Genomic DNA, 12,030 nt, shown 5'->3' on the forward strand with positions numbered 1-12,030 from the left:
AGGAAGCGGGTTTTTCTTTCTTGATGGTCGGAAAAAGAGCCTTAACGGCTGAATTCCTCAACGTGATGGTCGAAATAAAATTAATTCGACTATCACTTAACATTATTCGACCGTTACGTACATTTTTCCGATGGAAAGACTGCGTACAAAATCATTTTTTTAAAATGTAAATCGCCGGTTTAATTGATCAAGTTCCGCAGACATGTCATGCAATTTTTCGACTTGGTCCTGCGTTGTATACGCCAGATGGGTCATTTGCTCTGCCGTTGCTGTCACTTCTTCAATGCCGGCCGCGCTTTCCTCGGAAATGGACGCGACATCTGATAAATCGTTTGTCATTTGTCCCTGTCTGGCTAATACATCTTGAAGCCGCTCCTGCATTTGTTTGATCAAGCTGTCCATCGAATGGATTTCACCGGTGATAGCTTGAAATGCTTCACCTGTTTGACTCAAATTATTTTTACCTTCTGACACTTGCTTCAATCCCTGTTCAAGGAAATTAGCCACTTCATTGGTCGTGTGATTGACACTTTGGACGATACGCTGAATATCCTGGACGGACTTCGACACTTGATCGGAAAGCTTGCGGACTTCATCCGCTACAACCGCGAATCCTTTGCCCGCTTCTCCCGCGCGTGCCGCTTCGATTGCTGCATTCAGTGCCAATAAATTGGTTTGGTTCGCTACACCGCTTATAAACGAAACGAGCGTGTGCACTTCATTCGTTTTCGTTTCAAGTTCTTTTACTTTTTGAACGGACTGCTGCACCATCGTGTATGTTTCATCCATTTGACCAATTGACGAAGACATGAGGGCTTCCCCTTTATTCGTCCGATTCATCATTACATTGGACGAACCTGAAATCGCGTCTCCTTGTTGGACGGTAGCGGAAATCAACGTTGAAAAACGGTTCATTTCATCTGAAATGCTCCCGGTCGCTTGCGCCTGCTGCTCAACAGCGGTTGCCATTTCTTCCATTGTGACGGCAATTTGGCTGCTGGATTCCTTCATATCAAGGGACGTTTGATTGAGCGCATCACTTTGCTGTTTGACGTCAGCTGAATGGGCTTGAATATCCTGCAGCATACTTTCTAATGTATCAACCATATTCCCAATTGACCCGCTTAACACCCCAATTTCGTCATTTGAGGTAACACGAAGCGAATTCATTTTCTGCTTCGCCTGGCCAATTTTCCCTTCTGTTATGAGCGCCGACGCTTCGTTTAGCTTCGCCAGTGGATTCAGCCGTTTTGTTAAAAACACATACAGGATGGCCAACACTGCCGCCAGCACCGCTAAAAGCCCGATCACGAACACTGGGATGGTCTCATTTAACACGTTTTTCGCGATGGATTTAACTAAATTTGCTTCCATATCTACGCCAAGTACACCAATAATTGTGCCGTTTTGATCTTTGATCGGCGCAAAGGCGGACATGTAATCGCCGTAATCCGGATCACTGACAATGTCCGTTGCCGCGGTAGTTCCGTTTAAAACCGACTCAACGTCCTTATACGTTGTAGCAGTAGTCGGCTCTCCGATATCAACCGTATCTTCTGTTGATGCCATGCCATCAATAATAATGGCGAGCGATTCGTTGTCATCAGCCTGCAATGTGTACACGTACATCGCGCCGATTTTTTCGCGGTACTCATTTAACTGAACCCGCAGCTGTTCATATGTATCGTTTTTTTCGGGATTTTCCAAAAAAGCTGCGTATACATCCGGATCGATGCTGTCCGCAATCCGCTCAGCGTGCAAAATCGTCGACTCCCGAACCGTCTCATCAATCGCCTTCTTTATATTTACGTACATAAACGAGCTTGCGGCAATAAATAAACCGATCATGAGCACAAAAATGAGCCCAATTACAGTTCGTTTTAAAGACGTCGCTTTTTTTCTTTTCATTCTTTTTCCCCCTGCTTTATTGACCAATTAACTATAACCTTTTCTAACGTTAAAAACACATCATTTGCTTTTCGGGATTTGGCAGGAGTTTGGCCAAAGAATCCAGTGTCTAAAGGCTGCTTCGAAGAAAGATAATAAAACCGTGTCATGATAAGTCCATCTGTAGCCTGACCATATCCCGGCACTGAATGCCATTTTCCCAAATTTCTTCTTCGTAATGCCGGATAAAAAAGCCGCTGTCGACACCGGTCATCCGAAATCCACATTTTTGATAAAGAGCGAGCTGCGGGAGACTGGAGTTTCCGGTGCCGACTTCTAAAATTTTAAAAGCGCTGGCCCGTGCCTGTTCAATGGCATGAGAAATGAGCTTTTTCCCTAATCCTTTTCCTTGACGGGATTCGATCACTGCGATATTGACCAGTTCTGCTGTTTCCGGCCGGGTCGGTAACAGCACATATACGCCAATTGTCAAATCGTTTTCTTCTATTAAAAAGCATTCGCCCCGTTTCAGGTAATCGTCCACGATGTGGCGCGATGGATCGGCGAGCAGCAGCAACTCATACGGCGGTGTTTCAGACGGACGAAGCAATCGAATGTCCATTAGGTCGACTCCTCTTCAAAATGAATGATGACATTCGGATTGCGCCGGTCTAGTTCTTCGATCAGCTGCTTTTTTTCAGTAATATGCCGAAAGTTAATGTTAAACATCGGGTAACCCATTTTGGCATTCAGACTGGCCAGCCGTTTCATTTTTGGCGACATCACCGCTGTATACGCTTCTTCATTTGACAGCTGGAGCCCAAGAAACTGATTTCCTTTTATTTCATAAAATAAGTAATCAAGAATATCTTCCCAGCGAATGTCTACTTTTTCATCCGGCATCACGTATAGAATGAGATCCAAGCTCGTTGTCGTTACGTATAGACCGTTCCCCATTGCTTTCTTCACACTTTGCCTGGTCACCCAAATCATGAGCAGCATAAACAGAAAGAAAAACATCGCCATGAAGAAGCTCTCTTCTGTAAAAGCCAAATACGCAAGCCCTCCGAAAAAGAAAATCAGAACCACGCACAACACAGCCAAAAAGCGCAAATTTCGTTTTGATTCGTAAAAGTCCATCATCAAAGCTCCTTTTCGCGTCCAATGTAAATAATGTATATTATACTATTTGTTGAGAAAAAATAAAAAAAGTGCCTCGATGACTCGAGGCACTTTCATAAACTTATTGCGCTGCTTCTGTCGCTGGAAGGTCTTCCGGCTGTTCAAAAGAACCATCGACATTTGCGCTTGATGTTGTCGTAACTGGTGTAAAGTCAAATGGCGCTTCTACAACCGTTTCCCAGTCGTCAATTTGCATTGTACCTTTTTTGCCTGTTAAATCTTCATGACGGATCGTGAGTGTCGTGCGGTCCTTGGACAGCGTAAAAGAAGTTGGATCAAAATCAGATTGCGTGCCATCGCTATAGTCGACTGAGAAGAAAAACATATCTGCGATGTCTCTCGCTGTATAATCTTCCGGTGCCGCTTCTTCCAGCACAATTTGAGTGGATGTAGCAGATATAACAGTAGCTTTTACTGCAACCGGATAATACGAGTTTTCCATATCAAATAACACAGTGCCATACAGCAGGTTCGCGAACTCGCCGCGTGTAATATTTTGGTTTGTACCGTATGATGTAGCGGTTTTACCATTAGTAATGCCTGTTCCATAAAGGGCTTCGATATATGGTGCAAATACGCCGCCTACATCAGTAAACGGTGTTTCCTCTGCATATTCTTCCAGTTCAAACGCGGTCACGAGAAATTTCGCCATCGCGCCGCGGCTAAGCGGCTGACCCGGCTTAAATTCAGTAGCCGTTACGCCTGAAACGATGCCATATTCGGCCAAGGCATTAACAGATGGTTTTACCCGGCTGTTTAAATCTGTAAAGCCGGCATCGGGTGCGCTTTCCGTGTCCATTCCAAGCATATTCGCCAGAATCACGGCTGCGTCACCGCGCGTTAACGTCTGCTGCGTGCCAAATTTTGTGGAAGAAACACCATTAATGGCTTCAATCATATATAAAAATTCAACCGCTTCCCCGTACCGGTCCCCTACATCTGTAAACGGATGCTCATACGCTGCGCTTGCTGGAGCTGAAAAGCTTGCGACGGTGACAGTTGCGGCAGTTGCGGCTGTAAAAAAAGAGTATTTGTTCAAGTTTGAATCTCCTATTCTAAAATGTGTTCAGCTGATTTTAGCATTTACATCCAGTTGCGTAAATAGTTCGCTAGACATTGGAAAAAGCAGTAGGCTCTCAAGGTCTAATGGCACTTGCTTCAAATGCGGAGAAAAGCATATTTCTAAAAAAGGACTCACTTCTTTTTCGTTTCTGGGTCCTTGTCTATTCGATTAATTCAGCTACTTATGCATGATTGACGCTGCCTGCTTATTTGATATAGTTTTAGCATATTTAAAAACAAAGGGGCTCGTTTTATGAAAAGCATTCAAAGCCGCTTGTTAATGTTATTGTTTTTGTTTATTATTTTGCCTTATTTTCTTTTTGTTTTTTTAATATACGGCTACACCAAAACTAGCATCGAGCGGAATGAACTGGAGAACAGCCGGGAGCAGCTTGAAGGAACAGCTGATGAGCTGGAGCAGTATTCAGAGGATCTCGTGAACCTTCCATACATCTTATACCGCAATCCCGATTTATTCCGAATGTTTGAGAACGGGTTCGAGGATTCTATTTATTTCGACTCGATGGCGATGGAAAAAAGCATTGAAACGTTTTATTTAACAAGAAATGAAATTCGACAGCTTCGCTTTTATATCGAACAGGGCCAAGAGGCCTTTACGGTGTACAATGCGATGATCAGCACACGCAAGCCGCAGCCCGGCCTGCTCTCGCTGGGACCGATCAAGCAGCTTTATGAATCGAGCGAACAGTACGTGATTGAGCCGCCTCACGAAATTGTCAATTACAATCAAGCCGCCATCCTGCCCGAGTCCGACCACGCGATGGTCATGACGTTTCACCATAAAATCGTGGATGTTCTGTCCAACGAGTTTCTTGGCATCATGACAATGGATATTGATTTGGATGCTTACGCGAAAATGATGCACAGCCTGTCTCAGGAGGAGGGCGCTTCTGCTTTTTTGATTGATGCCAATGACCGGATTATGTATGCAACGGATGCCTCCATTATCGGCAGCCAGATTCACGCTCAGCTCAAACAGCGGATCACATCCTCATATGCAGATTCGGAGGAGGAAATTGTGTTATCGAAAAAACTGACGGGCGCACTCGATCAATGGACCGTTGTGAAAATCATCCCAAGCCATGTGTTATTCAGTGACGCCCGTAAAACCGCTTTTATCAATATATTGGTTGGTCTCGTTGTCGGCTTGCTTGGGCTGGTCATGGTGACACTTATTTCCTACCGGATCACTCGTCCGATCCAGCTGCTCAGCCGGAAGGTGCGCTCGATAGAAGGCGGCCAGACGGACATCCCTTTTGCCAGCAGCCGCGATGATGAAATCGGTCACCTGGAAAGCCATATGCAGGCGATGATGAATCGCATTCACCATCACATTGACCGTGAATACAAGCTGGAAATTGAAAACAGAAAAAATGCATTCAGAGCATTAAAATCCCAGGTCAATCCCCATTTCTTATTTAATGCGCTGCAATCAATCGGCGCTGTAGCCTTAAGAGCCAACGCGCCGGCTGTTTACCGGCTGCTGACGTCCTTATCGAGCATGATGCGCTATTCTATGCAGGCGAACCAATGGGTGACGGTTCGACAGGAAATAAACTATATTAATGCCTACCTCAACCTTCAAATGGAGCGTTTCGGGCACAAGGTAAAGCATACGATTCATATGAGTGAGCCCGTTTTGGATGCACAGATTCCAAGCATGATTCTTCAGCCGCTCGTTGAAAACTTTTTCAAGCATACGTATGAAGAAGGATTCTACGAAGCCCAGTTAATCATTACCGGAAGCATTCATGAAGAACGCCTTCACCTTTCCGTTGAAAATGACGGTCCGGGCCTTGGAGACGCCGAGCTCCAAACGCTGCGACACCATATTTCGGATTCACCAAGCAATGGCTCCAGCCAAATCGGCTTGAAAAATATTCATGACCGTCTGGCATTGCACTACGGATCTGCGGCTGTTTTTTCCGTTCATTCAAGGGAAGGAAAAGGGTTTTCAGTTTCGATCATCATTCCAGATGCCCCTCCGTTTTCGAATGATGAAACGATGCTAGCGCACAAGGAGGAAACAGAATGAAAGTGTTAATTGCTGATGATGAATTTAACGTACGCGATGTCATCCGCCATGTAGGACAGTGGGAAGCGAACGGCGTCATTCAATTACTCGAAGCAAAAAATGGCGATGAAGCAAAGGACATCATTGAAACCGAAAAGCCGGAGATCATTTTTACAGACATTAAAATGCCAAAAATGAGCGGCATTGAGCTTTTGGAGTGGCTGAATTCGATTTCGTATACAGGCAAGGTCATTTTAATTACCGGATTTGATGATTACACGTTTATGCGCAAGGCCATTCAATTCAACAGCTTTGATTACTTGCTGAAGCCGATAGAGCCTGATGCGTTCAATCAAACGCTTGAACGAGCCATCGATGAGTGGAAAAGCGAAGAGGAAAAACGATCATATGAAGAAACTGGATTATATGAAGAGGCGAAAAAGCTGCAGCTGAGCCAGCTGGTTTGGGCGGTCTGCTCAGGTGATATGACGGATTTACCGCACCTTCAATCGGCCTTACCGGCAACGGAAGTATACGATGTTACGCTATTGTCTTTCTATCAAATGCATCAGCCTGCTCCTTACATCCAGGCCCTAGCGGATGAACTGGTGGAGCGAAAGCTTGGACATGCATTTGAGCTTCAGCGGGATGCGACGCTTTGTCTCGTGATCACGATACAGGGTCACTGGCTGGATGTGGAGAAATGGATTAGTCATCATGTGGATTTGCCTGTCCGCCTCGTCAGCCAGCCGCTTCCTTCTCTTGAACACTTGCCAGCTGCATTTCAGTCTTTGCAGCAAGAAATGGAGCAGCAAAACTTCAGATCCATTCACCGCCTGGATGAGCTGGAAACCGCCCGACGCATGGAAGATCTTGTCGCTTACGTCGATCAATATTATATGGAAGAATTGAGTCTGGAAAAGCTGTCCAGACGCTTTTTCTTCAGCCGCGAGCATATTTCAAGGAAATTCAAGCAAGAAACAGGCATGCCATTATCCAAATATGTGACAAACCGGCGAATCAATCAGTCCAAGCAATGGTTAAAGGAAACCGACAAAAGCATTTACTCGATCTCCTTGCTGCTCGGCTATCAGGATGAAAAATACTTCTCCAAGCTATTTAAAAAAGTAGTGGGCATGACGCCGTTCGAATACCGGAACAGCCAGTAGGCAGATCATGAACTTTCTGTTTTACGTTAAACACGATAGAGGTGAACGAATGAATACGAACATCATCCACATCTTTTCAATCGGACTGGCCGCTTTTCTCTTATCTGCCTGTCAGCCAGAATCAACGCCGGAAACCAGTCAAACCGAGCCCGACGAACAGCCGATCCACCTAACCATTCGAAATCCGAAAATCGAAATTGCTGAGTCTTTTGAAGAAATGGTGGCCGCTTATGAAGAGGAAAACCCTCAGGTGACGATTGACATTCACACCGTTGGTGGAGCAGTGGACGACCTCGCTGATTTAAAGGCACACATAGCCGCTGGCAATGGCCCTGACATTTTCACAAACAGCGGCTATGAAACTGCCAGGCGATGGGAAAACTATTTAGAAGACCTGTCCGATCAGCCCTGGGTAGACCAGGCATATGATGAAGCACTCGAGCCGATGACGTTCAACGGTCAGCTTCACGGGATGCCGATCAACCTCGAAGGCTATGGATTTATTTACAACAAGGCGCTGTTCGCTCAAGCCGGCATTGAGACCCTCCCTGATACTCGAACGGAGCTTCTGGCGGCGGCAGAGAAATTGCAGTCGGCGGATATTACCCCGTTTGCGACCGGCTATTATGAAGAATGGAAGCTCGGCGATCACTTGATGAATGTCGCGTTTGCCCAGCAGAAAGACCCCGACGCGTTTATCCAACGATTAAACAACGAGACGGACACGATCAGTCATAACCCATTATTTAATGATGTGATCGACTTGCTGGACATGACACTTCAATACGGAAATGAAAACCCGCTCACGACGGATTACAATATGGAAGTGGAATTGTTTGCTACCGGCCAGGCCGCCATGATTCAGCAGGGAAATTGGGTCCAGCCCATGATCGATCAGCAATCACCGAATATGAACATCGGCTTTCTTCCAATTCCTCTTAATGATCATCTTCAAAGTGAACTGGTCGTCAGCGTACCGAATTATTGGGTCGTTAATAAGCAGGCACCGCCTGCAAAAAAGAAAGAAGCAAAGAAGTTTTTAAACTGGATGGTTTCATCGAAAGAAGGACAGCGATACATGACGGATCGCTTTCAATTTATCCCCGCCTTCAAGAATGTTGAATCGGATCACCTAGGAGCGCTTGCGGATGAAACCATTCAAGCTTATCAAACAGGCACCGCCTTGCACGCAAACTGGTTTCATTTTCCCCCAGGCATCAAGGAAGAATTCGGGACAGCGATGCAGTTGTACATCGGTAATCAGTTGACCCGCGACCAATTGCTCGAGGCATTTCAACAATCGTGGGAACGGGCATCTCAGGAACAAAGAAACGAAACGTGAAAAACAGCAGAAAAAACGGTATCTTCCCATCTCCGCTCCGCATTTAGCGGGGCTTTTTTTATGCTTCCTTTTTCCCTCTGCTTATCAATATAAGACGAAATCTCAATCAATTCATGCCATATCCAGAACAGAAATCCCCCCGTATACTTTTACTTGTACTACATATCGAATACTTGTACTACATATCGAACACTAAAAAACAGCACAGGAGGAAGATGAATGAACGTTCAAAAGCTAACAGCAAAAGCAACTGTCGTCACTCTCGGCGCCAGTATTTTATTAGGAGGGATTGCGCCTCAGGCATTTGCCGCTCCAAAAGATGCCCGGGATTACAAAGAAACGTATGATTTGTCGCAAATCACCCGCTCAGATATGAAGAATATGATCAGCCAGCACGGTGATCCGAAATTCACTGTCCCTGCGTTTGACGAATCCACCATCCGGAATATTCCGGCAGCGACAAAAACAGACGAGAATGGCAACACGATCGTGATGGACGTTTGGGACACATGGCCACTGCAAAACACGGATGGAACGGTTGCTGAATACAACGGCTACCACATCGTATTCGGATTAGCCGGTGATCCTAAAAATGGAAGCGACACATTCATTTACATGTTCTACAAAAAAGTCGCCGATAATTCATTGGATGCCTGGAAAAACGCTGGACGCGTGTTTGAAGACAGTAACAAATTCCAGCCAAACGATCCGTACTTGAAATATCAAGCGGAGGAATGGTCCGGTTCTGCCACGTTCACCGATGATGGCGAAGTTCGCTTGTTTTATACAAACCGTGAGCCTTTCACACCAGAATCTGGCCACTACGGCAAACAAACATTGACAACAGCGCAGGTTAACTTATCTGAAGCTGACAAGAATACGCTGAACATTGACGGCGTGGAGGATTACAAGTCGATTTATGAAGGCGGGGACAGCAAGACGTATCAAACGGTTGACAAGGCGTTTGGCAGCGGAGATTTCGCTGATAACCATACGTTCCGTGACCCGCATTATGTAGAAGACAACGGCCACAAGTACCTTGTGTTTGAAGCAAATACAGGGACAGAATACGGGTACCAGGGTGAAGAATCCCTTTACAACAAAGCCTACTATGGAAACAGCGAAAAATTCTTCCAGGAAGAAAAACAAAAGCTGCTTCAAAGCCCTAAGAAGGACTTAGCTGAGAAAGCAAACGGCGCAATCGGCATCATTGAAATCAATGACGATTTCACCATGAAAAAGGAAATGAAGCCGCTGATCGTTTCAAATACCGTGACCGATGAAATTGAACGCCCGAATATCTTTGAAAAAGACGGTAAATTTTATTTATTCACGAGCACTCGCGGTTCAAAAATGACCATTGACGGTATTGATGACGAAGATATTTACATGCTCGGCTACGTGTCCAATTCCGTTGACGGTCCATACAAGCCGTTGAACAAAACGGGTATCGTTCTGCACCAGGATTTGAATCCTCGTGACATTACGTGGACATACGCGCATTATGTGATTCCACAGGAAAACACAGATAACTTTGTCGTCACAAGCTACATGACAAACAGAGGCTTCTTTGAAGACCGTAAGTCAACGTTTGCCCCAAGCTTTGAGCTGAATATTAAAGGTCCTAAAACATCTGTTGTGGAAAACAGCATTTTAGAACAGGGTCAGATTACAAACAAATAAACGATTGAAAGGAAAATGCCAGTCACATGGCATTTTCTTTTTCTATACAGGCGGTGAAAAATGATGAAAAAAAAACATAAACGGCATGTCCTTCTCCTTTTTGCAGCAGGTGTCATCGGACTGTTTATTTACACCGTTGTCTCCTGGGTGGATCGTCCCCTAACAAAAGAGAAAGAGGACGCTTCTTACCGGGCAGCCTACCACTTCACATCACCAGACCATTGGAAAAACGATCCGCAAAAGCCCATTTATTTTAAAGGGGTCTATCATTATTACTATCTTTATAACGGCGATTACCCGGACGGAAACGGAACCGAATGGCGCCATGCTACGTCAACGGATTTAGTGAATTGGCAAGATCAAGGCGTTGCCATTCCGAAATATACGAATGAAAACGGCGATCCATGGTCCGGGTCTGTTGTCGTTGATGAAAACAATACAGCCGGCTTTGGTCATAACGCTTTTATAGCCGTTGTGACACAACCTTCCAAGAATGGCGGCCAGCAGGAGCAATTTCTCTGGTACAGCACCGACGAAGGCAAAACGTTCACCTCCTACAGCGAAGAGCCTGTCCTCCCGAATCCAGGCACAAAGGATTTCCGCGATCCGAAAATCATCTGGGATGATCAGCATGATAAGTGGGTTATGGCTATGGCGGAAGGCACGAAAATTGGCTTTTACGAATCCCACAATTTAAAAGACTGGCAGTATACGAGCGGCTTTTCAACTGAAAACATCGGTCTCGTCGAATGCCCAGATTTGTTTTTCATGCGCGCAGATGACAGAACGGTCAAATGGATGCTCGGCGTGAGTGCTAACGGAAAAGCAGCTGGCAAGTCCAACACCTATGCTTATTGGAGCGGAGATTTTGATGGAAAAGAATTTTTCCCGGACCAAAGCGAACCAGAATGGCTGGACTACGGCTTTGACTGGTACGGTGGTGTGACATTTGAAGATGGAGCCGAACAGGACAAGCAGCAAAAACGGTACGCGCTTGCCTGGATGAACAACTGGGACTACGCCCATGAAACGCCGACAATGGAAGAGAATTTCAACGGGATGGATTCGGTCGTCCGCGAGATTCAGCTGAAGCACGATAGCCGCGGCCAGTATTATTTGGCCGCACAGCCTGTAGCTGCACTGGATAAATTAGTTCATTCCACCGATACCTATGAGGAGATCGAAGTAAACGGAGCAGAAACATTAAAAACAACGGGTGATTCGTATCAGCTCGAAGCAGATATTACGTGGTCAGAAGCAACAAATATCGGCTTCCGTCTCCGTGAATCTGCTGATCAGGAACGCCACGTCGACGTCGGTATTCTATCAGAGGCAGGCTATTCTTATGTGAACCGGTCCTTTACCGGTCAGCCAGACCAAACCGGTCATTTACTGGAAAGCCGTGCTCCATTTGACAGCAGCAATAAAAAAGTTCATATAACCATTCTTGTGGACAAAACAAGTGTTGAGGTGTTTATAGGAGACGGAAAAGTGGTTCATTCCAACCTGGTGTTCCCTGAACTTGAAGATCAAGGCATAACCTTGTTTTCCGAAGGCGGCACATCCGTTTTCAGTAACGTGAAGATCAAGCATATAGGTCAGTAAAGACATTCGACATTTTTCGCCCTTTTCTCTCATCATTTGTTAAGAATAGGGTTAAAGTCGCCGAT

The 12,030-nt window shown here is 45.6% G+C and carries 9 protein-coding genes; 5 read left to right on the plus strand and 4 right to left on the minus strand.

The genetic code is table 11. The features are described from left to right. Positions 1-159: 159 nt before the first annotated feature. From NLX67_RS00790 to NLX67_RS00805, 4 genes are all read right to left on the minus strand, one after another. A complete protein-coding gene (locus tag NLX67_RS00790; RefSeq protein ID WP_254309987.1) occupies positions 160-1,908 on the minus strand; it encodes a methyl-accepting chemotaxis protein in 1,749 nt (582 codons plus the stop codon). 145 nt (positions 1,909-2,053) lie between these two features. After that, positions 2,054-2,509: a GNAT family N-acetyltransferase gene (locus NLX67_RS00795; protein ID WP_254309988.1), complete on the minus strand. Its 456-nt coding sequence runs from the start codon at positions 2,507-2,509 to the stop codon at positions 2,054-2,056. Next, positions 2,509-3,030, minus strand: a complete 522-nt coding sequence (locus NLX67_RS00800; protein WP_254309989.1) for an STM3941 family protein — start codon at positions 3,028-3,030, stop codon at positions 2,509-2,511. Before NLX67_RS00800 ends, NLX67_RS00795 begins: the two co-directional genes overlap by 1 nt. A gap of 100 nt (positions 3,031-3,130) precedes the next feature. Beyond that, positions 3,131-4,108 carry an S-layer homology domain-containing protein gene (locus NLX67_RS00805; protein ID WP_254309990.1) on the minus strand — a complete coding sequence of 326 codons (978 nt, stop codon included), beginning with the start codon at positions 4,106-4,108 and terminating at the stop codon, positions 3,131-3,133. A gap of 276 nt (positions 4,109-4,384) precedes the next feature. Here NLX67_RS00805 and NLX67_RS00810 point away from each other — a divergent pair, with 276 nt between their 5' ends. The 5 genes from NLX67_RS00810 (at position 4,385) to NLX67_RS00830 (ending at position 11,965) form a co-directional block, all read left to right on the plus strand. Then, positions 4,385-6,187, plus strand: coding sequence for a cache domain-containing sensor histidine kinase (locus tag NLX67_RS00810; protein WP_254309991.1), 1,803 nt, complete (start codon positions 4,385-4,387; stop codon positions 6,185-6,187). Further along, positions 6,184-7,335, plus strand: coding sequence for a response regulator transcription factor (locus tag NLX67_RS00815; protein WP_254309992.1), 1,152 nt, complete (start codon positions 6,184-6,186; stop codon positions 7,333-7,335). The genes NLX67_RS00810 and NLX67_RS00815 overlap by 4 nt, the downstream gene beginning before the upstream one ends. A 49-nt stretch (positions 7,336-7,384) precedes the next feature. After that, on the plus strand, positions 7,385-8,677 hold the full coding sequence (locus NLX67_RS00820; RefSeq protein ID WP_254309993.1) for an ABC transporter substrate-binding protein: 1,293 nt from the start codon (positions 7,385-7,387) through the stop codon (positions 8,675-8,677). Positions 8,678-8,896: 219 nt separating this feature from the next. Continuing rightward, positions 8,897-10,360, plus strand: a complete 1,464-nt coding sequence (locus NLX67_RS00825; protein WP_254309994.1) for a glycoside hydrolase family 68 protein — start codon at positions 8,897-8,899, stop codon at positions 10,358-10,360. A gap of 63 nt (positions 10,361-10,423) precedes the next feature. Continuing rightward, positions 10,424-11,965 carry a glycoside hydrolase family 32 protein gene (locus NLX67_RS00830; RefSeq protein ID WP_375143343.1) on the plus strand — a complete coding sequence of 514 codons (1,542 nt, stop codon included), beginning with the start codon at positions 10,424-10,426 and terminating at the stop codon, positions 11,963-11,965. Positions 11,966-12,030: the final 65 nt, after the last annotated feature.

The sequence above is a fragment of the Domibacillus sp. A3M-37 genome (assembly GCF_024213455.1).
Taxonomy (GTDB): Bacteria; Bacillota; Bacilli; order Bacillales; family Domibacillaceae; genus Domibacillus; species Domibacillus tundrae.

Excerpts from the sequence above, each read along its gene's own strand:
- NLX67_RS00790 (WP_254309987.1), bottom strand. The coding sequence starts at position 1,908 with ATGAAAAGAAAAAAAGCGACGTCTTTAAAACGAACTGTAATTGGGCTC.
- NLX67_RS00795 (WP_254309988.1), bottom strand. The coding sequence starts at position 2,509 with ATGGACATTCGATTGCTTCGTCCGTCTGAAACACCGCCGTATGAGTTG.
- NLX67_RS00800 (WP_254309989.1), bottom strand. The coding sequence starts at position 3,030 with ATGATGGACTTTTACGAATCAAAACGAAATTTGCGCTTTTTGGCTGTG.
- NLX67_RS00810 (WP_254309991.1), top strand. The coding sequence starts at position 4,385 with ATGAAAAGCATTCAAAGCCGCTTGTTAATGTTATTGTTTTTGTTTATT.
- NLX67_RS00815 (WP_254309992.1), top strand. The coding sequence starts at position 6,184 with ATGAAAGTGTTAATTGCTGATGATGAATTTAACGTACGCGATGTCATC.
- NLX67_RS00820 (WP_254309993.1), top strand. The coding sequence starts at position 7,385 with ATGAATACGAACATCATCCACATCTTTTCAATCGGACTGGCCGCTTTT.
- NLX67_RS00825 (WP_254309994.1), top strand. The coding sequence starts at position 8,897 with ATGAACGTTCAAAAGCTAACAGCAAAAGCAACTGTCGTCACTCTCGGC.
- NLX67_RS00830 (WP_375143343.1), top strand. The coding sequence starts at position 10,424 with ATGAAAAAAAAACATAAACGGCATGTCCTTCTCCTTTTTGCAGCAGGT.